17 protein-coding genes are annotated in these 20,056 nt (G+C 70.3%); 6 read left to right on the top strand and 11 right to left on the bottom strand.

Annotation, left to right across the window (positions count from 1 at the left end; all coding sequences use genetic code 11):
• The first annotated feature begins 20 nt into the window (after nucleotides 1–20).
• Nucleotides 21–188: an FmdB family zinc ribbon protein gene (locus OV287_RS49880; RefSeq protein WP_267541149.1), complete on the top strand. Its 168-nt coding sequence runs from the start codon at nucleotides 21–23 to the stop codon at nucleotides 186–188.
• Nucleotides 189–257: 69 nt separating this feature from the next.
• Here the strand turns inward: OV287_RS49880 and OV287_RS49885 are convergent, their stop codons facing one another.
• From OV287_RS49885 to OV287_RS49900, 4 genes are all read right to left on the bottom strand, one after another.
• Complete coding sequence (locus OV287_RS49885) at nucleotides 258–1,913, bottom strand: tetratricopeptide repeat protein (protein ID WP_267541150.1); 1,656 nt, start codon at nucleotides 1,911–1,913, stop codon at nucleotides 258–260.
• 84 nt (nucleotides 1,914–1,997) lie between these two features.
• Nucleotides 1,998–2,525, bottom strand: a complete 528-nt coding sequence (locus OV287_RS49890) for a DUF6496 domain-containing protein (protein WP_267541151.1) — start codon at nucleotides 2,523–2,525, stop codon at nucleotides 1,998–2,000.
• Nucleotides 2,526–2,553: 28 nt separating this feature from the next.
• Nucleotides 2,554–3,456: a hypothetical protein gene (locus OV287_RS49895; protein ID WP_267541152.1), complete on the bottom strand. Its 903-nt coding sequence runs from the start codon at nucleotides 3,454–3,456 to the stop codon at nucleotides 2,554–2,556.
• A complete protein-coding gene (locus OV287_RS49900) occupies nucleotides 3,437–3,823 on the bottom strand; it encodes a response regulator (protein WP_267541153.1) in 387 nt (128 codons plus the stop codon). The genes OV287_RS49895 and OV287_RS49900 overlap by 20 nt, the downstream gene beginning before the upstream one ends.
• A gap of 432 nt (nucleotides 3,824–4,255) precedes the next feature.
• Between OV287_RS49900 and OV287_RS49905 the strand changes: the two genes are divergently transcribed.
• From OV287_RS49905 to OV287_RS49920, 4 genes are all read left to right on the top strand, one after another.
• On the top strand, nucleotides 4,256–4,705 hold the full coding sequence (locus tag OV287_RS49905) for a Fur family transcriptional regulator (RefSeq protein WP_267542578.1): 450 nt from the start codon (nucleotides 4,256–4,258) through the stop codon (nucleotides 4,703–4,705).
• A gap of 151 nt (nucleotides 4,706–4,856) precedes the next feature.
• Nucleotides 4,857–5,336, top strand: coding sequence for a hypothetical protein (locus tag OV287_RS49910; protein WP_267541154.1), 480 nt, complete (start codon nucleotides 4,857–4,859; stop codon nucleotides 5,334–5,336).
• 282 nt (nucleotides 5,337–5,618) lie between these two features.
• Nucleotides 5,619–7,112, top strand: a complete 1,494-nt coding sequence (locus OV287_RS49915; RefSeq protein WP_267541155.1) for a hypothetical protein — start codon at nucleotides 5,619–5,621, stop codon at nucleotides 7,110–7,112.
• A gap of 189 nt (nucleotides 7,113–7,301) precedes the next feature.
• Nucleotides 7,302–8,216 (top strand): metallophosphoesterase, encoded by a 915-nt coding sequence (locus OV287_RS49920; RefSeq protein ID WP_373371886.1) that lies wholly within the window; start codon nucleotides 7,302–7,304, stop codon nucleotides 8,214–8,216.
• Between the two features lie 18 nt (nucleotides 8,217–8,234).
• On the opposite strand, the gene OV287_RS49925 is transcribed toward OV287_RS49920, so the two are convergent.
• The 3 genes from OV287_RS49925 to OV287_RS49935 form a co-directional block, all read right to left on the bottom strand.
• Complete coding sequence (locus OV287_RS49925; RefSeq protein ID WP_267541157.1) at nucleotides 8,235–10,142, bottom strand: sensor histidine kinase; 1,908 nt, start codon at nucleotides 10,140–10,142, stop codon at nucleotides 8,235–8,237.
• 202 nt (nucleotides 10,143–10,344) lie between these two features.
• Entirely contained in the window at nucleotides 10,345–13,260 is a 2,916-nt protein-coding gene (locus tag OV287_RS49930; protein ID WP_267541158.1) for a TonB family protein, read from the bottom strand.
• Between the two features lie 100 nt (nucleotides 13,261–13,360).
• Entirely contained in the window at nucleotides 13,361–13,738 is a 378-nt protein-coding gene (locus OV287_RS49935) for a helix-turn-helix domain-containing protein (RefSeq protein WP_267541159.1), read from the bottom strand.
• A 476-nt stretch (nucleotides 13,739–14,214) separates the two neighbouring features.
• On the opposite strand from OV287_RS49935, the gene OV287_RS49940 reads away from it, so the two are divergent.
• A complete protein-coding gene (locus OV287_RS49940; protein WP_267541160.1) occupies nucleotides 14,215–14,577 on the top strand; it encodes a response regulator in 363 nt (120 codons plus the stop codon).
• Here OV287_RS49940 and OV287_RS49945 read toward each other — a convergent pair.
• The 4 genes from OV287_RS49945 to OV287_RS49960 all read right to left on the bottom strand — a co-directional run bounded on the left by OV287_RS49945 (nucleotide 14,574) and on the right by OV287_RS49960 (nucleotide 20,048).
• Complete coding sequence (locus OV287_RS49945) at nucleotides 14,574–14,813, bottom strand: hypothetical protein (RefSeq protein ID WP_267541161.1); 240 nt, start codon at nucleotides 14,811–14,813, stop codon at nucleotides 14,574–14,576. The two genes, OV287_RS49940 and OV287_RS49945, sit on opposite strands and share 4 nt — an antisense overlap.
• Before the next feature lie 101 nt (nucleotides 14,814–14,914).
• Entirely contained in the window at nucleotides 14,915–17,779 is a 2,865-nt protein-coding gene (locus tag OV287_RS49950; RefSeq protein ID WP_267541162.1) for a bpX6 domain-containing protein, read from the bottom strand.
• On the bottom strand, nucleotides 17,776–19,602 hold the full coding sequence (locus OV287_RS49955) for a hypothetical protein (protein WP_267541163.1): 1,827 nt from the start codon (nucleotides 19,600–19,602) through the stop codon (nucleotides 17,776–17,778). The genes OV287_RS49950 and OV287_RS49955 overlap by 4 nt, the downstream gene beginning before the upstream one ends.
• The gene (locus OV287_RS49960; protein WP_267542579.1) at nucleotides 19,599–20,048 is read right to left on the bottom strand and encodes a bpX5 domain-containing protein; all 450 of its coding nucleotides are present in this window, start codon (nucleotides 20,046–20,048) and stop codon (nucleotides 19,599–19,601) included. Before OV287_RS49960 ends, OV287_RS49955 begins: the two co-directional genes overlap by 4 nt.
• Nucleotides 20,049–20,056: the final 8 nt, after the last annotated feature.

A 20,056-nucleotide genomic window follows, 5' to 3' on the forward strand; every position in this document is an offset into this window, starting at 1 on the left:
ACCCGACAGAGGAAACGGCGATGCCGAACTACGAATTCTTCTGCACCAGGTGCAAGCAGCCCTTCACCAGCCAGATGCACGTGAAGGAGCACGATGAGCGCGTGGCCGAGTGCCCCATCTGCCACCGGACCAAGGACGTGGAGAAGCGCATCTCCCAGGTCAACGTGATGACCAGCAAGAAGTCGTGACCGCACCACCGGCCTTCTTTGACTTTGTGGGACGACGGGCCCCCAGAGCAGTGCCCCTACGCCAGGCCCTCAGGGCCCGCCGTCCCGCGCCGTCCCCTTCACGATGACGAGCCTCTCTCGCAGCAGGGCTTCGCGCGGGTACCAACGCAACAGGGATTCGTAGGTGCGGACAGCCTCGTCCGTCCGGCCCAACCGCTCCAGCGCGAGCCCCAGGTTATAACCCGCCTCGAGATAGTCCGGCTTGCGGAGCACGGCGCGCCGCCAGGCCTCCACCGCGGCCGCGTCGTTGCCGAGCCGGGCATACCGGCCTCCCACGGCGTAGTGCTGCTCGGCCTCGAAGTCGACAGCGTCCACCGCCAACTGCACCGGCCACACGGACAGCGCGAGCACGGCCAGAGCCATCCCCGCGGGCACCCCGCGAGAAGAGGCACGCGACAGCAGCGCCTGAAGTCCCAACGCCGCGAGCACGCACAGCGCGGGGGCGAGAGGCGCGCGGTAGCGGCCGGTGACGAAGAAGAGCACGGACGGCGCGGCGAGCATCAGGGCAGCACCCACCACGGTGAGCACCGCGCGCATGTCCTCCTTCGCTCGCCACCTGCGCCAGAGCACCACGGCGCCCGCCGCCGCGAGGGGCCACAGCAGAGCGTAGGGCAGCGCGAAGCCGCCGGGCCGTACGGTGAGGGCCGACAGCACAGGGGACTGCGCGCGGGCGACGTAGAGGTCCTCATTGCGTGGCAGCTCGCGCGCCACCAGCAGCAACCGGGCCTTCCACAGCAGATTGCCCACGCAGTCGAGTGGCTGCGAGCGGCACCAGTCCAGCGCCTTCCGATGGAAATAGCCGTCCTGGGCCGCCGGCGTGTGGAAGCCATAACGGGCGGGCTCGTTGACGAGCGCTTCCCAGGCTGCACCGGGACGGAGGGCCATGGCACCGTCCACATCCGCGTTGTTGCCCAACCACAGGTTGATGCCCCCGTTGGCGGAGATGAGCACCCACTCGCCCGAGCGCACGCGGTTGGCGGACGTAGCGCACAGCACCACGGCGGCACAGGCCAATCCACACAGCAGGGCCCGCACCGGACGTCCCCGCGCGAGCGCCCACGCCAGCGGGAGTACGAGCAGCAGCAACGGCGCCACCGCGAGCGCTCCCAGTCCGATGCACGCCCCGCACAACAGCGCGGTACCCGGGCGAGGAGCCTCGCGAACGGCCAGCCAGAGCGCCGCGGTGCCCAGGAAGGTCCCCAACGACGTGGCCAGCAGCTCTCCGTCGTAGAAGACGAGCGGACCGTGCAGCGCCACCAAAAGGCCGGCGATCAGCCCCACCTCGTGGCGGTCAGAGACGCGCCGTGCCACCCCACACGCGAGCGCGGCGGTGAGAGCGCCCAGCAGGGCCTGGAGGAGACGCGGCCACCACAGGCTGTGTCCGCCCACCCAATAGAGGCCACCCAGCAGCAATGGGTAGAGCGGGGGCTGCCAGAAGGGCCCTGCGTCAAAGCCCTCGCCCCGCGCCAGCCGCTCTCCGAGGTAGTCGTAGTAGTCCGCGTCGATCAGCGGCGCGTCGAAGGCGGGGCCCCGCGCGGTAAGCAAGTAGGCCAGGCGCACCCCGAGCGCCACGACCAGGACGAGCGCCCACGCGGGCACCCGGGCTCTCAGCGCCTCCAGGTGTGAAACCGGCGCGAGAGACACGGGTGGCGAGGGAGGAGTCTTGCGGCGCGGGGAGCGAGCCATGGGGCGGAAGGTCCACGAAAGCAGAACCGGCACGACAGGGAAAGGAGGGCCGGCTCGTGGACCCACCGCGAATGGGGCACGCGGCTACTTCTTCGTGCGCGAGGAGGAGCGTCTCCGGGTACCACTCCGCGACGCCGTCTTCGCGCGGCCGGTGCGACCCGCGGCAGCGGTGCGGCCTCCTCTCTTGGAGCCCCGGGCGGTGGTGCTCTTACGTGCGGTGGTGCTCTTGCGCGCGGTAGTGGAGCGGCGGCGAGGAGGGGCGGTCTTCTTGTCGCTCAGCTCTCCCTCCTGCTGCCCGAGGCGGTGTGCGCTCCGGGCGCTCTGGCGTGTCTTGCGCTTCGCCTGACCGGGAGCCGGGGGCTTCAGGTCCACTCCGGCCCGACGCGCTTTGGAGAGGCCGATGGCGATGGCCTGCTCGCGCGACTCGGACCCGTGCTTGCCCTCCTTCATGTGATGCATTTCCTCGCGGACGAACTCACTGGCCTGCGTCGTGGGCCTCTTGCCCATGCGCTTCGCCTGGCGCGCGCGCTGGAGCGTCTGTTTCTCCGGCATCCGATGTCCTTTCGTGTAGGCCTCGCACAGGAACTTGGGGATGCGGAGCAGGGTTGACAAGAGGCGACTGTCGACTGGAGGGCGCGACTCAGTGGCGCCGGCGCTCGAGCTCGCGCGCAAGGTCCTCCTCCAGATGGCGGAGCATGGCATCGGCGTCGAAGGACTCATCGCCCTCGCGCCACACCAGCAGCGGATCGACACTCCCCAGCCGCTGGGCAAGGGAACGCAGCCGCTCCACGGCCCGCTCCATGGCGGCGGTGGTGGGCTCGGTCTCGGGGTTGCGCCGGCGCAGCAGGGCGATGCTCAACTCCAGCGTCTGCAAGGGGGTGTTGGTGGCGTCGCGGACCGCGAGGAAGAGCCGGGCCAGTCGCTCCAGCGCCTCGGCCTCCGCGCGTACCTCGCGCAGCTTCAGCTCGATGCTGTGGCTGCGCACCCGGTAGGCCAGCATGGCCAGCGCCACGCCGCCGTAGATGAGGGTGCCCCAGGGCTCCCAGGGAGAGCGCACTCCCGGGTGGCTCCCAAGCCCCAGCACGTACCAGAGCACCACCGCCTCCAGGGCGAAGGAGGCGATCAACCCCCCACCCAGCCACAGTCCCGTGGGGGCGAGCACACCGATGGCCAGCATCACCAGCCGGTGGCCCGTCATGGGTATCCAGATGAGACCCGAGCCCGTCATGGAGTACTCGGCCGCGGCGAAGAGGGGCAGGAAGGGCAGCACCACGGCCGCGAAGCTGGCGTGAATCAACGCCGGGGAGAGGCGGTGGCGGCGTGCGAGCAGCACGCCCAGCACCCCCAGGGCCCAGAGCACGTGCAGCGCGCGCAGGATCGGCATCAGGAGCGCGCCGCGGAACACCTGGTAGTCGATGAAGACGTAGGCCAGCTCCGTCAGGACGACCATGAAGCTGCCGAAGAAGGCGCCGCGCCAGCCCCGGCCCAGCAGCTCCTCCTCCACCACCCCGAGCGCGCGCAGCCTAGGCCGTTCCGGTCCCATAGGAGCTGTCCCTCACCAGCGCCAGGAGGACCTTCGACTCAATGGGCTTGGAGAGCACCTGGACGTGTGTCAGCTCCAGGACCTCGCGCACCAGCGGATGGGAGCGGGCATGGCCGGTGAGGAAGACGGTCCTCCCGGCGTACCCGTTGTCCTTCAGCCAGCGGTACGCATCCAGCCCACTGGGCACTCCAGCCCCAAGGTTGATGTCCAGGAGGGCCAGCCCGCACCCGAGCGCCTCCGTATGCTTGCCCTTCAACTCCGCCACGGTACCGGCGCTCACGCACCCGTCCGCTCCGGACAGCGACAGCAGCTCGCAGAGGATGGTCCTCAAGTCTGCATCGTCCTCGAGTACGAGCACCCGTAGCACGTACCGGCCTCCCCGCTTGCCAGACCCTGGAGTGTCCCCCGTCCCGGGCCTTCCTCAAAAGCCGAACGCTAGGACATGCGGCCTTTTTAGGACAGGCCTCGCGGCACTTCCTCCAAGGCGCAGCGTGTCGAGGAACTACACCCCCCGTCCCACCACCGCCTCCTCCAGCCAACCCCCTCGTGCCGCCCACTCCTACTCCGGGTTCAACGCAACCATCCTGCACCTGAAATAGAGTTGCATCACCCCCCGTTTTCCCTCTACGTGTTCCTCCTTACGGACACGACGGAGCGGGCCGCGGCGTGACGCCGGCGCCGCCCGGCCGTCCGCTGACCGGCCGGAATCCCCTGCTCTCCTACCCAAAATGCACGGCGCCTCACCTTGTGCGTAGCAAGTGAGATGCAACTTTCTAGGAGTTGAGTTATGCGGAAGGAGATGGCTGCAAGGAAGAACTCACCCCAACCCAAGCTCACCGAGTACCAGGACCGTCTGCGCGCCGCCGGGCTGCGCAGTACTTCACCTCGGGTAGCGGTGCTGCGTGAATTGGAGTCCGCCACTGCACCGCTGAGTCACGCCGACCTGGTGGATGCGCTGGGGGAAGAGGGCTACGACCGCGTCACCATCTACCGCAACCTCACCGACCTCACCGAGGCCGGTCTGGTGGTGCGGGCAGATCTGGGCGACCACGTCTGGCGCTTCGAGCTCAAGCGCGAGGAGAAGGCACACCAGGGCACGCACCCGCACTTCACGTGCACGGACTGCGGCTCCGTGGCCTGCCTGCCCTCGGAGTCGGTCCGCCTCACCTCGACCAAGGGAGCGCCCAGGTCGGTGGCCGCACGCTCGGTGGACATCCAGCTGCGCGGCCTGTGTGACCGCTGCGTCTAGTGCCGCCCGCCCCGCACGTCCAGCCCCTGCCCTCCCGCCTGCCTGCTCTCCGGACGGCACGTCGTCTCCCGAGTGCCGTCGGGTTGGCGCTGGCCCTTTGGGATACCACCCTTTTGCGGCAGGTATCCCACATGGAGACGGAGGGGTCATCATGAAGAAGCTGCTGGCCGCACTGGTCCTCACCCTGAGCTCGGCTGCCCTGGCGCAGACGGACGTCAACCAGAACACCCAGGCCCAGGACGAGACCAAGAAGGACGACTCGCGCAGCATCGAGACGGGCGTCGAGGCCACCGATGTGCTGCCGGGCCTGAGTGGCTCCAAGGCCCAGAAGCACGACCAGGAGAAGACCGACGCGCTGATGAACAAGGCGAACGCCTTCAACGTGAACGGCACCCTCAAGCGCGCGGACAATGACGACATCATCCTGTCGCGCCAGAGCCAGAACCTGCCGGACGTGGAACTGGACGTGCGCGCCCAGACGGTGGTGCTGCTGGACGGCAAGAAGGTGGTGGTGGGAGACATCCCCGAGGGCGCCCAGGTGCGCGCCAGCTTCCAGATTGATGGGGATGACGCGGTGGCGCTGGAGCTCAAGGCCACCAGCCCCAAGGGAGCCAAGAAGGGCACCAAGTAGGGGCACGCCGGATACCCAGCGTGAGCCTCCGCGGTAACACCTGAAACAGCCACCTTGGATGCAGCCGGGCCCGTTTCCCTCTCTGGGGAGCGGGCCCGGTCATTTTCCGCCCTGGCTCCGGCACGGTGGGGGAACGCGCGGTGCAATCCGCTTCCCTCCGTAGCGAAGCCCGCCTCCCACGCGCGCCCTCGCACCGCCTCACCCCCGCGGGTATGGCGCTTGCTCTACCCGAAGTGTTTCGAGACGCGTTTCGAGGCGAAGCCCGAGGAGGCGGGAGAGGTCATGCGCAGACTGTTGGGGGCGTGGGCGGTGGGAGCATTGGTGGCGTGGGGCTGCGGCAGCACGACGAGCACGCCGGGCACTCCGGGAGTGGATGAGAACACGGCTCGTACCGAGGAGCCGCCTCCAACGGGCGAGCGGCCTCCTCCGGTCGTCGAGCCGCCCCCTGTCTCCGAGCCCCCCGAGGAACCGGACCCTATCGACCCTGGCGAGCCGGACCCGGACCCCATCGACCCTGGCGAGCCGGACCCGGACCCTGGCCCCATCGACCCTGGCAATCCGGACCCGGAGGTGACGGCGGGGCCCTGGCCGGACGAGCCGGTGGTGAACTACTCGAGCCGCTACGGGCTCGGCTCCGTGCAGGCGGTGGCGGTGGACGACGCGTACAACATCTGGCTGCTCCACGGTGACCGCATCGGTGTGTTGCGGGCCGGGGACACTTCACCCCGCTGGACGAGCGGCGTGGGCCAGGCAGCGCCAGGCTTCGGTCCTGACAAGCTCGCACTCGGCTCCACCGTCATCTGCGGTGGCAGCGCGGGCCGCGCCTACGTGGGCTACCACACCTATGAATTGGACAGCGCCTTCATCTACAGCCCGGATGGGAGCAACTTCCCCGGCTACAACGACCCGGACCCGACGCGCTTCGACCCGGTGCGCTACCAGGAGTACCAGAAGGGCGACCTGGACGTGGTGAAGCTGCAGCCGGACGGCAGCGTGGCGCTGGAGACGCACCTGGGCCGCTCGGCACGCAGCACCGGGCCGCAGGACATCGGCATCCGCAACACGAATGACCACCACTTCGACGAGGACCGCTCGGTGCTCAGCTGCACGAAGGTCATGCGCGGCAAGCACAAGGGTCAGGTCTACATCGGTACCAACCACGGTGTGACGCGCATCCAGGGGCTCACCTACAACAGCCACCGGCACCCGGTGTGGTTCAAGCCCAAGCCGGACGGCGGCGTGACGCAGATGGCCGGCTACTCGTATGCGCTGGGCATCGCACAGAACGGAGACGTGCTCATCGGCAACGACTGGAGCGTGGGCGTGGTGACGCCCTCGGAGAACCTGGTGGACTGGGACAGGACCAGCCAGACGGCCAACCCCGAGAAGCTCAACTCCCACCTGCGCGGGCTCAACAGCGAGGAAGAGAAGGACTACTGGCGAGGCATCCAGCAGACCGCGGATGGGCTCTACTACCTGGCGAGCAAGGACTACGGCCTGTGGCAGATGAGCGTCGCGCGTCGCTCCGAGGCCTTCGGCACCAAGGTCGCGGGGCTGCCCACCGACCGGCTCAGCTCACTGGCCGCCACGGATGACGGCTCGCTCTTCATCGGCACCGAGGGCTTCGGGCTCTGGCGGTTGGATGGCAAGAAGCTGACGCACGTGGCGGGCGTGGATGGCACGGTGGTGGAGCAGCTGCTGTACGACCCCACGGTGAAGCCGGCGATGCTCTACGTGCTCACCAACAGGGGTCTCACGGTCATCCGAGGCCACTGAGGCCCCCTCCGTCCCCGGGCCGCCGATCGAGATGTCGGCGGCCCGGAATTTTTGGAGACGTCTCGGCCTTTACCTTCCGCCCGCTGACATCGGCTGGAGACCGGGCAGGCGAACCCGAGGCACGCCCTCGTCGCATGTCGCCGGTGTCCTTTACAATTCGAGCCGTCCCCCGCCGACGGAAGGAAATTCATGGCCTTGAGACTCGCCCGCCGCCGTTCCGCCACCCAGACCGCAGAGGCGGCCTCCGCCCCCGCTCCCGGGTCGCACCGGAACCACATGAAGCGGAACGAGCTGAGGGCCATCGGGCCGGATCCGCTGCGGCCCGAGGCACGGCTGCGCTGGAGAGACCACTTCACGCTGTCGGAGAATGTGCTGCACGTGCCGGGGATGCACCAGGAGCACGACGGGCTGTGCATCGCGCACCTGTCGGACATCCACGTGGGACAGGCGACATCGGCGGTGCGCATCCGCCGGGCGGTGGCCGAGGTGAACGCGCGCAACCCGGACCTGGTGTTCCTCACGGGCGACTACGTCACGCACAGCCCCAAGCCGCTGCCGCGCGTCATCGAGCTGCTGTCCGGCTTCTCCAGCCCGGTGTTCGTGGTGCTGGGCAACCATGACCACTGGGTGGACGCGCACTACCTGCGCTCGGGCTTCGAGCGCCTGGGCTACACGGTGCTGCAGAACGAGCACCGGGTGCTGCACATGCGCGGGGCGCCGGTCGCGGTGCTGGGCATCGATGATGGGCGCACGGGCCGCGATGACGTGGAGCGGACGTTCCGGGGCGCACCCGAGTCGGGCACGCGGCTGGTGCTCACGCACGCGCCACCCACCATCGACAAGCTGCCGCCCAACAGCAACCTGGTGCAGTTCTCCGGGCACACGCACGGGGGCCAGTTCGTGGTGCGGGGCCTCACCGAGGCCATCTTCCGCCGCGCCGGCCAGCCGTACATCCAGGGCCACTACCATGTGCGCGGCAACCAGCTCTACGTGAACATGGGGCTGGGCTTCGGCTTCGGCGGGCCGTACCTGCGGCGGGGTACCTACCCCGAGGTGGCCTTCTTCACCCTGCGCCACGCCGAGGCGGCCAGCGCGCACTCCTGACCGGGGCCGTGGGTGGCGTCAGCCGGTATGCGCTTCCTCCGAGAGGGTACTCCCCTCCCGGGCGAACGGACGCGCGTCCGAGGGCAACAGGACGGAGAACGTCGTCCCCTCTTTCTCCGTGGAGCGCACCGACACCTGACCACCGTGGGCCTCGACGAGCTCGCGCACGATGAACAGCCCCAGCCCCAGCCCGCTGCTCCGCCCGCTCCGCGACGAGCCCCCCTGACGGAACGGGTCGAACAGCGTGGCCAGCAAATGGTTGGGGATGGGCGTGCCCCGGTTGGAGATCTCCAGCACCCGCAGCTCGGTCTCGCCCCGGCAGCGCACGCGGATCGGCCCCTCGCCCTCGCCGTGCTCCAGCGCGTTGCCCACCAGGTTGCTCACCACCTGGGCCAGCCGATCCGGGTCCCAGATGCCCTCACCCTCGCCCTCGGCCTCCACGGAGATGTCGCGCCCCGGGTGCGCCACCGACAGCTCCTCCACCACCTGCCGGCACAGCGCGGGCAGGCTCGTGGGCGACAGGTGCAGGGGAATGCCCCCGGACAGCCGCGCCCGCGTCAGGTCGAGGATGTCGGAGATCATCTTCCCCATGCGCTCCGCGCTCGCCTCGATGCGCTGGGCAAGCTGCACCGGGGACAGCGTGCTGCGCCGCCGCAACTGCCGCGCCGACAGCATGATGGCGTTGAGCGGGCTGCGCAGGTCATGCCCCAGAATCCCGATGAAGCGCTCGCGGAACTGCGCCTCCTCCTGCATCCGCTCCACCGCGCGCTTGCGCTCGGTGATGTCCATCATCGAGCCAATCACCCGCACCGTCTGCCTCTGGGCGTCCCGCGCCACCAGGCCCCGGTCCAGCACGTGCACATACGTGCCGTCCTTGCGCCGGAAGCGGTACTCGGCCATCCACGACTCCCCGCCCGACTGCACCACGTGCTCGAGGGTGCGCAGCACCATCTCCCGGTCCTCCGGGTGGAGCTGCTGCCGCAACCAGGAGATGCCGCCCATCTCCTCGGACGCGTAGCCGAACACCGCGCGGCTGGACTCACCCCAGTGGATGTACTCGCCATTGGGGTTCCAGTCCCAGAGCACATCATTGGTGGCCCAGGAGACCAGCCGGTAGCGCTCCTCGGCCTCGCGTAGCGCAGCTTGCACTCGCTCGCGCTCGGTGCAGTCCACCACCACGCCCAACATGCGCGTGGGCCGGCCCTCCTCGCGGTGGCTCTGTCCCACCACCTCGAAGCAGCGCTGCGTACCGTTCGTCCGAGGCCCGCGGAATTGGAAGGTGAAGGGGCTCTCCGCGCATTGCCCCTCCACGAAGGCCTCGGCGACCCGCGCTCGCTCTCCGGGGTACACCTCCTCCAGGAGGCACTCCAGGGTGTTGCCCGGGCGGTGGCCGAAGAAGTCCTCCGCGTTGGGAGACCAGACGAGGCTGTGCCGTGCCTCTGTCCACTCCCACGTCACCATCCGCGCCGTCTCCAGCGCCAGCCGCAGGTGCTCCTCCCGGGCCCGCGCGGCCCGCTCCTGCGCCAAGGCCTCGCGCAGCAGTTGCCGCTCCGCCTGGATGTCGGTGATGTCGGAGAGCCACAGCGAGAACCCATCGTCGCGCTTGAGCGCCCGGGCCCGGTACCAGCGCTCCACCCCGCCCAGGCGGCTCCGCAGCTCGAAGGACAGCGGCGCGCCTGTCTCCACCACCTCGCCCAGGAGGCCGTGCTCCGGAAGGCCCTCCAGCACGCCGCCCCACGCCGACAGCGCGGGGCTCAGACCCAGGCCGCGCACCCACACCTCGGCGGCCGGGTTGAGCGCCCTCCACTGGAAGTCGAGCAGCGCGCCGGCCTCCTCCCGCACGGACTGGAAGAGGATGCACGCATCCGGGCACTCGGCATGTAGTTGCCACGCGAGCTCGGGCCCTGGAACCCAGGATGAAGTCATGCAGTCCCCCCACCTCACCGCCCCCGCGAAGGCTCTGGAATGCGCAGGAAACCGGTGCGGGAAGTAGTATGCCATGACCCTCCCGGTGTCGGCCATGACCTCCCAACCTTTGGCCTGGAAACGCATTCCCGGGAGCTCGAATTCGAGCCCGGCCCGGAGACGGTGGGGTGGATGTCTCTAAGACGGGGCGGTGGGTGCTGGCTCAGTAACGTCCCTTGAGCCCAAGGATGGGCAGCACGATGGGCACGCCCGATGGACGCCTCTCCAGGGGCACGCCGAGGCCACCGATATAGTCGAAACTCACCACCTCCTGGCTGATGGTGACGTTGAGCATGTCCAGGTAGGCCTCGAGCGTGAAGGTGTCGTAGGCCCAGGCCTTGGACACGCGCACGTCGAAGCGGAAGAAGGGCGGTAACCGTTCCACCTTGTCCATGTCCACCCGGACCCAGCGGGACTGGCCGAGGGGATCTCGGCCCTCCACCATCGTGCGGCTGGTGAGGTTGCCCGACTCGGGACGGCCCGTGTTGAAGTGCAGCACCCCGCCCAGCGTGACGTTGTTGGCGAACTTGTAGCTCAGCACCAGGTTGGCCACGTGCGTCTGGTCGAAGACGTAGGGCAGGTCCGCCTCGTCCTGGCCCACCGGCACGTCCTGGTCGTTGAAGCGGGTGAAGCGCACCAGGCGCGTGCTCCGCTGCAGCGAGTAGGACAGCCAGCCGAACCAGTTGCCCCCCAGCGGACGGCGGATGAGCAGCTCCAGCCCGTACGACAGGCCTCGGCTGCTCATGTCCGGGATATCAATGTCGGGCAGGGGTATCTGCTCCTGCGCCATGCCTCGCACCACACGCCTCCCCCCCGTCCCGGGCGGCGGCGGATCCCTCGGGTCCCCCACCCCATCACCGGGCTGGTCCGGCGTCTCGATGGGCAGCTCCTCGTTGCCGAACGGCGTCAGCTCCACCGTGCGCAGCATCGGGTTGACGTACCCATCCAGGCTCACGTCGAAGCCCCACAGGTTCTTGTACTCCACGCCCGCCGACACCTGCAGCGCCTGCTGCAGCCCCTGGCCCAGGGCCGCGATGTCGATGATGGGCAAGCTGATGAGCGTGGTGGGCGGCTGGTGGTAGAGGCCCACGCCGCCCTTGAGGGTGAGCTGCTCGCCCAGCTTGCGGCGCGCGGTGATGCGCGGCTCCACCGCGACGTGGTTGATGCCGCCGGCCAGGTGGTAGTTGTCCACGCGGAAGCCGGGCACCACCGACCAGGGCGAGTCCTTCGGCTCCCACAGCAGCTCCGCCCACACGCCGCTGAAGGTGGCGATCGCCACCGGCAGTTCCAGCCTCGTCTCCTCGAGCGGACCGCCGGTGGGCGGGCGGAAGCGCTGCTCGAGGGTGACGAGCGCGCGCTTGTGGTCCACGTCCAGGCCACTGCGCAGGGAGAGGGACTCGCCAAACTTGCGCTGATAGCCCAGGCGCGCGGTGAGGTCGTTCTGGTCAATGTCGATGCGGGTGCCGCCCTCCCGGGCCGTCTCAGCGCCGAGAGCAAACCGGTCCAAGCCCCAGGTGACGCCTCCCTCCAGCTCGCCACCGCCCACGGGGTGGCGGTAGCGCAGGTCCACCCGGTGGAAGAGGACGGACTGCAGCGCGGTGGTGCCGTTGTCGCTCGTCGCCTGGGTGCCAAACGTGTCCGAGGAGCCAAAAGCGAAGAGGCGCAGCCGGCCCGGCCCCACTTCCTGCTCGATGCGCGCCTGGTAGTCGTAGAAGTCCAGCACCAGCTTCGAGTCGTTGGCACCGGGCGGCTGTAGGGCGTTGGCCGCCAGGGCAATCAACCATGGCGTATACGAGACGCGGCCCGCCACCGAGACGTTGGTGCCCGTGGACTGGAAGGGGTACTCGAGGAAGAGGCCCGCGTTGATGAGGTCCGCGTAGGCGCTGCCGTGCAGCCGGTCATCGCGCGGACGCGTCAGCCTGCCCTCCACCGCGCCTCCGGTGAGCCGTCCGTACTGGGGGGACGGGTTGCCCGGGAAGAAGTCGATGGAGTCGATGAAGTCCGGGTGGATGACGGCCGGCCCGAGGAACAGGTGGAAGAGGATGGGGACGCGGATGCCGTCGAGGAAATAGCCCGTGGCGGCCGGCTGGCTGCCGCGCACCACTGGGTAGGAGATGCCCGAGAGCATGCTGCCCACGCCGGGCATCAGCATCATCACCCGGAAGGGGTCTCCCATGGTGCCGGGGATCTCCCGCAGCTCGGCGTCGTGCAGCGTGACGCGGGACACCTCGGTGCGCTCACGGTCTCCGCGCACCACCGTCTCGTAGGGGTTCACCACCAGCGGCTCCAGGCCGTACACCACCTCGAGCGCCTCGCCCTTGCGCACCTCCTCGAGGAAGACGCCAGGCTTGTGGCCGGGAGCGTTGACGCGCACCGTCTGGGTGCCCGGAGGCAGCCGCGCCTCGAAACGGCCATCCGGTCCCGTCTCCACGGGCATCTCCCGCGCTGCATCCGACACGAGCACCGCTCCCACCAGGGGCTTGCGGTTGCCCTTGGCGCGGATCAACCCGCGCAGCGTCACGGGGGGCAGGGGCGTCTCAGCCTCGGCCACCTGTTGAGGAGCCTCGAAGCGGTACTCGAAGTTCAGGCGCACTGGCATCGGCGCGCCATCCACCTTCGCGGGGGAGAAGCGCAGGCCGGGCGCGGCGTGGAGAGCGGCCTCGTCCAGCAGCGGGTGCAGACCCTGGACGAGCCGGACCTCGGCCACCTCGCCCTGCTCGTCCACCAGCAGCTCCAGCCGCACCGTGCCCGCCACCGGCTGGGCGGCGAGGGCCTCGGGATAGCGCGCGGGCGCGTCCACCACCAGCGTGGGGGCCTCGAAACCCGGCTGCGTGCCCCCATCCCCGGCCCCTTGCAGGGCGAAGCCGTCCTCGGCGCGCTGCAGGTCCACCTCGGTGGGCACCAGGCCCGCATCGGGGCTGGCCAGGGGCGCGTCCGGAATGTTCTGCAGGCCGGGCGGCGTGGTGGGTGCCTGCGCCCGGGCCGCCGCGAGCGGAAGCAGGCCGGCCAGCACCAGGGCCAGGGCCAGGGCCGTACGGGGCCTCCACTCCGCGTTCAGTCGCCGCTGCTCGTTCGCCATGTGCACCCCGTCCGTGCAGGGAAGGAGCCCATGACGCCAGCCTGCCCGGGGGTAAGACAAGCCCTGACGGCCACGAAGGGGCCCGCCTGCCCGCCAGCGCTTAACGTTTCTGCAGCGCCGCGGCAACGAGGCCGATCAGCTTGAGCTGCGAGGCGTCCAGCTTGCGCAGGGTGCGCATGAGGCGGCGCAGCTCGGGCACCTCCTCGTACTCGGCTGGGGAGGACTCGGCCACCCAGGTCGCCACCTCGCCCGTGTTGAGGCCCAAGAAGGAGTCCGAGGGCATCCGCAGCGCAATGCACAACCGCCGCAACGAGGGCACGCTGGGCAACATCCGCCCCCGCTCCAGCCGCCCGTACACCTCCGTCGCCAGCCCCACCCGCTCCGCCACGTCCGCCTGCGTCAACCCCGAGCGCACCCGCGCCTCGCGGGCAATCTCGCCCACGTTTGCTGCCAGTTTGCCGGTCGACGGTTGTCCCATGGTGGTTCTCTGACTCTCGCGGAGGCGACCCATCAGGCCGTCTGCTTAGAGCCGGAGAGGCAGCCCGCGACAGGACAGGATGGGTAGTCGCGAAAACCTGGGACCCTAATAGTGCTCGCTGGAGCGCATGGTTGCGAGGCCACGCCTCATCGTTCCCCCGGCGGGTGGCTTCAGAGGCGAACCGAACGCAATAGGTTGGCCAACTCGCTGGAGCCGACAGGTGATGGGATGACCATTCACGTCCTGCTCGGGACATGGGACCTGGTTCTCGCCTTCCCCGAGTACCCGGGATGTCCCACCCCGAACGATTCCGGGTCCAACCCCCCACGCCGGACGGTTTTTCGGCCCTCCGGGGTCCCCCCATCGGTCCAGGAGCCAACCCTGGCGCGGCAGAGCCCAAGTCTCTTTCCGGGCTTCGTCATGCTGTCGTGCTATGGCGCGCCCTCGAGAAGGAAGGCCGGGAGGAGAGGAGCGAAGTGCGCAACCGAGTGCTCGTCGTGGAGGACCATGCGGACAGCCGGGAGCTGCTCGCCGAGTTCCTCGAAGCGCTCGGCTATGAGGTGGACGTGGCGGGCCATGGGCTGGAGGCACTCGAGCGGCTTCGAGGTGCGCCCCTGCCCGCGGTGATGGTGCTGGATTTGATGATGCCGGTGATGAGCGGCTGGGAGCTGATGCGCTACGTGCGCGAGGACCCGGCGCTGCGCTCGCTCCCGGTGGTGGTGGTGTCCGGCGCGGGGGACGCCCAACCCCTGCCCGAGGGCATCCTCGGCGCCGTGCCCAAGCCGGTGGACCTCAATGTGCTCCGGACCTTCCTGAAGAAGGCGACGCGGCGCTGTTAGCCGGGAGCGCCGGCCAGGTCGAGCATCTCCACCTGCTGCCGCTCGCGGTCCAGCCGGTAGCTGACCTGGAAGCCAGAGGGCAACCGCAGCACGCCCACCTCCAGCCCCTTGTTGGGTGGAGGCCGGGAGGCCGCGAGCCGCTGGGACAGCTCACGCAGGACACGCCCCCTCACTGTCGAGGGACAGCCCGACAAAAGGCGCGCCACCTGTTGCGACAGCGAAAACTGGAGGGCCATACCCGCAAGCTGTCCATACGACTCTGGGACAGCAAGAATCGGCCCGTACTGAATTGCCCTGTGGACCCATCATCTGTTTCCTGGTGGGCACGAGGGGGTGGTCAGCGCAGGACCACGCGCCGCACCTCGCCTCTCGCCGGATCCACCCGGGCCAGCCGGCCCGCCGTGTCGAAGAGCAACAGCTCTCCGTTGAGGAAGCGCACCGACACCGCCCAATGCTCCTCGAAGAAAAACTGCGCGCGCGCCGTGCCCTGCGTCCGCTCGAGCAGCCCCACCCGCTCGCCCTCCGGCATGGGCTCCATCGTCGCCATCCACAGCCCGCCGAGGACCACTCCCCTCAGCTCCTTCCTGGGCAACACCTGAGCGGGAGGCCGAGACGAGCTCGCATTGTAGGCGCCCAGCCATTGGCCCTCTTCCTGGTCGAGCGCCACCAGCTCCCCGTCCATCCTCAACGACAGGTACCGCAGTTCCTCCACCGCGCGCGGCAGCGCCTGGCGCGAGCGCAACGTGGGGCCCGGCAGCGAGTAGGTCCACCGCTCGAGCTCCGCTGACGCGTTGAAGGTGGCGAAGCTCAGCTCGGACGGCCCCGCCGCCACCTCCAGCACATGCCCGCCCAACTGCGGCACCCGCCACAGCGCCCGCGGCTCCGAGGCGAGCGCATCCACCGCCATCACCGTGTCCTCCACGGCGAGGAACCACAGGTTGCCGTCGTACACCCGGGCGAAGGCGTCCACGCGCGTGTCGCACCAGGGCTCGGCCCGGCGCTGGGCGAGCTCCAGCCGCGAGAGGCGCTTCACCGCCCCGCGAGGTGCGAGCGCCAGCGCCCGGTCCTCGTGCATCGAGAGCACCAGCGAGAAGGCGGGCACGTCGAAGTGAGCCACGCACCGGCCCTCGCGCGTGACGAGCCGCGCGCCCGCCTCGCCGAGCGCCACCAGCAGCCGGCCTCCGGACAGGGGCACCGCGTCGTAGATGGGCCAGGGCCCGCCCTCCGCCGCATCGAAGACGTGGCGTGCGCCCTCCGCTGAGAAGCCCTTGCGCTCGGGCGGAGGCGGCAACGGAGGCAGGTCGGCTCGCAGCACCGTGTCTCCCGTGAGCTGCACCATGCGCTCCAGCTCCCGGGGATTCAAGGGCAGGTGACCGGCCGCTCTGTCCCTCAGCAAGGCGCGCACCGCCGAACGGAGGAGCACATGCCCCGCGTCCCCTCCACTCTTGTCATGCTCCACCGCGCGGACCAGCGCTTCGGTGAAGACCTGGCGTGCAGGAGCACCCTCCGCGTCCTCCCCGTCGAGCAGCGCGAGCGCTCGCGTGCGGACCTTGTCGAAGCGCTCGGGGAACGCCGACAACATTCGCGCCAGCAGCCGCGCCCCGCTGACGCCGCCCACCTCCACGCCTCGCTCCAACCACGCGAGGGTGAGCCGCCGCGCATCCTCTACCGGCCACACCACCTCCACCGCACGCGCGTAGTCTCCCGACTGCGCGAGCACCTCGCCCCAGAGCAGCCGCAGGACACGAGCCTCCGCCGGGTGCGAGCGCTCCAGCCGCAACACCGCATCCGCAAAGGCCCCCGTGTGCCGGGCAATGTCCACGGCCCGGGCCACGTCCTTCGCCAGCATCCACTGCCGCACCACCAGCCCCGGCGCCAGCTTGCGCCCCTCGGCCAGCTCCGCCGCCAGCCGGAAACGCCCGTGCCGCTCCAGGAAGGAGACAGCTTCCGCACTCTCGTTCAGCAGCTCGGCCAGCACGAAGGCCGCTTCCTCGATGCGGCCCTCGCGCTCCAGCTTCCGGAAGGCCTCGCGGTAGCGCTCGCGCAGCGCCTCGTAGACCGCCGCTCCGCCTCCGAAGACGCTGGCCGCTCCACCCTGGCGCGGCTGGATGGCGAGCTGCTCTCGGGGGCCGGGCAGCCCGAGCGACACTCGCACCTGCTCGGAGGGCGCCCCCTTGTCCAGCGGGATGGCGTAGCGCAGCGCCTCCTGCAGGTTGCCCTCGTCGAAGAGATCGAAGAGTCGCCGCACGTACTCCGCCTTGCGCCGGCCCAGCAGCGAGCCCAGCGGCGTGGAGGTGGCGAGCCACTCGGCGAGCCGGGAGAACAACCCCGGCCCCTGGGGCGGAGGCGGCGGCGAGGGAAGCGCATTCCCGGATGTGCCCCGCCCCTCAGAGGAGGCCCCTCCTTCGCGCCCGCTCCACCAGGCCAGGAGTCTCTCGAACAACCCTGGAGCACGCGTGGCAGTCCCCGCCTCCATGGCGGCCTGACCTGGCTGCTGCGACGTCCCTCGCCACCAGGCGCGGAGCTTCTCCATCATCCCAGCTGCACGCGCGGCAGTCCCCGCCTCCACGGTCGCCTCGCCCGGCCGTTGCGGCTTCTTGTTCCACCAGGCCTTGAGCCTCTCGAGCAGCCCCGGAGCGCGGGGAAGCTGAGGCTCGGGCCGCCCCTCCAGGCGAGCCCGCATCACCTCGGCCTCGGGAGCGGGAGCACCTACCCCGAAGCGGGCACGCGTGGGCGCCTCGACGGGCACGGGCGTGGCGACCGGAGGCGGGAGTGCACCCAGGCTCTCCACGGGCACCATGCCCCAGCCCGACACGTCGAGCCACGCCGACACGTCCACCCGCCGCGAGGGCTCGAGCGGATGCACCTGTGCCGTCCCCGCGCGCACCAACACGGCACTCCCCGACGAGGGGGCGAGTCGCTCGTGCTCGGAGGACGAGAGGGGCGCGGAGAGCAGGACGCCGTCCTGCTGCGTCAAAGGCAGGCCCGGCGCCGCGGCACACTCCACCCGGCACGGGGCCGTCAGCCGCAACAGGAAGCCTCCAGCGAGTGCGTACACCGCCGCTCCCGGCGTCCAGGCGGCCAGCACGCGCCGGCGCGCCTCAGCCTCTCCCAGCAGCGCGGGGTCGAACCAGAAGGCCACCGCCTCCACGAAGCCCCGGTGGACATGGGCGCGAGGCCGCGGCGAGCGCGCGGGTCTCATGGCTTACCTCCCGGCATGGAGCGGTAGACGAGAGCCCGGTGTTGGAAGCTCCAGCCGCACACCTCTCCCTTTTCCGTCAGCCAGGCCAGCACGGGCTGAGCGGGGCTGACGCAACTGGTGACGACGCGGGCCGGAGCCGTCACCAGGAACTCGGGGACGCCGTCCGCGGGCACCCGGTAGAAGGTGCGCTCGTCCTGCCCGAGCACCACCAGTCCTGGCCGCGCCGTGTCCACCGGCCAGCAGCACAACCCCACCACGCGCAGGCCCTCGGCGACGGTCACCATCACCCCCTGCTTCTCATCGTGAGAGTCTCGCGTCACCCACCAGCGGCCCGGCTGGTGGCGCACCGCGAGCGGAGGCCCTGGGTCCTTCTGAGCGGAGTCCTTCGCATGGCCGAAGTACGCCTCTCCGCTCCCCTCGACGGGCAGCGTCTGTATCCATCCATCGAACGCATTGGGCAGAAGACACCCGGTGCGCGGCATCGCAATGCCCCGGTCCTCCTGCCGGTCTCGGTCCACGAAGAAGAGGCCGCCCCGGCGCTCGAAGAGCGCAGTCACCCCGCGGAGGGGCTGCACGAGGGAGCGCTCGTCCCCCAAGAGTGGACGGAGCGTGTGCGTGGAGTCCAGCACGAGAACGCTCTCCCGCCCTTCGCGCATCAGGGACAGGGCCAGCAGCGGGGGCTCGCTGGTCAGCGGGAACCGGAGCGGCTCGACCAAGGCCGTGTGGGGGATGGTCCACACGTGACCCTGGCGCCCGCGCAGGGTGCCATACACGCCCAGGCAGAGCCTGGCCTGGTTCCACGTCACCACGAGCAACCCACCGGTGCGGCGCCAGCCCGTGGCCACCACCCGCTCACCGCTCGGGAGAAGGAAGCGCTTGGGCTTGGGCACCGTGTCCCGTGGAGATTGAGGCAGCACCTGTGCCGAGACGCTGCCGTTGGCATACGCCATCATCAGCCGCAGGCCATCCGCGGAGAAGTGGATGGAGCGCACGGCGCCGTTGCTCGCATCCAGCACGGGAGCGGCGACAGCGGCGGCGAATGGGTCGCGCAGCAGCCGCACGCACTGGGGCGCGGGCGGCAGGTCCAGCACCACCTGGCGCGCCGGCCGGGACGCGGGCCGCACCTCCACCGAGAGCTGCCGAGCACCGGGAGCCACCACCTCGTCCACGGCCACGCGGGACAGGTCCTCGGCGCCCGGCAACCGCGCCAGCCTCGCACCGCCCACCAGCCACACGTCCTCAGGAGCGCGCCCCAGCTCGAGCACCTCGCGCCATGCGGCGAGCTGGGCTTGCAGGGGAGGCGCGGCGTTGGCGGACTTCAGCCACTGGCCGATGGCAGCGGCGTCGACGGTGGAGAAGGGCTGCTTCTTGGGAGGAGACTGGAGCACGCCCCAGGAAAAGGTCGCGCCCGCGGCCTCGGCGCGCCGGGCGAGCACCACCAGCAGCGCCAGGTGCGCAATACGGGGCGAGCCGAGCTGGTCCGGCCCGGCATCCAGCAGGGCCACGGTGCGGCGTCCACTCTGGGGCTGGCGATAGGCGGTCCGGAGGAAGGACTGCTCACCGAAGGCCGCTCGGCGCACGAACTCGTCCGGAGCCTCCAGGGCCATCAGCCACTCACTCATGAGCAGCCGCTCGGGAGAGCCGCGGCGGGAGAGGCCGTCGTAGCCCTGGGGCTCACCGCCCTCGAGCTCATTGCGCGCTCGCAGGGGGCCGAGCGCCGCGGCCAGCCGCGCCACGTGGTGGCCCAGGCTGAGCGCCAGGTCCTCCGAGAAGAGAGACAGCTGCGCGGCCCAGGGGCGCAGCGCCTCGGGCAGGGTGCTCATGGGCTCTCCTGTTTCGCCAGCCACGCACGCACGGTGTCTCGGGAGACGGGACGCGCAGCGCCCACGGGTACGAGGTGCGCCGAGCCCGGCAGCACGGCGAGCGGCGTACTCCCCGAGGCCCGAGCGACGAGCGCGCGCTCGAGCAGCGCGGGGGCCACGTCCGGGGCGAGCGTGCACGGCAGCAGCAACGAGGGGGCCGCCGTGTCGCGCCCGAGGTAGACGAGGCCATCCACCCAGGGAAGGGACTCCGTGTCGCCCAGCAGCACCAGCACGCCGGGCCCGGCCACGCCGCTCCACCGGGCGAGCGCCGCGTCATCGGCCTCCAGCACCCGCCGCGCGAGCGCGAGCGCCACCGGCCCCACCCCCGCCACCGCGAGCGCGGTCAACGGGCTGGTGCGAGGGCTCCAGGAGGGGCAGAAGGAGGGAACAGGGCTCAACGGGCTCACCACGAGGG

The sequence above is a fragment of the Archangium lansingense genome, assembly GCF_026626635.1.
Classification (GTDB): Bacteria; Myxococcota; Myxococcia; order Myxococcales; family Myxococcaceae; genus Archangium; species Archangium lansingense.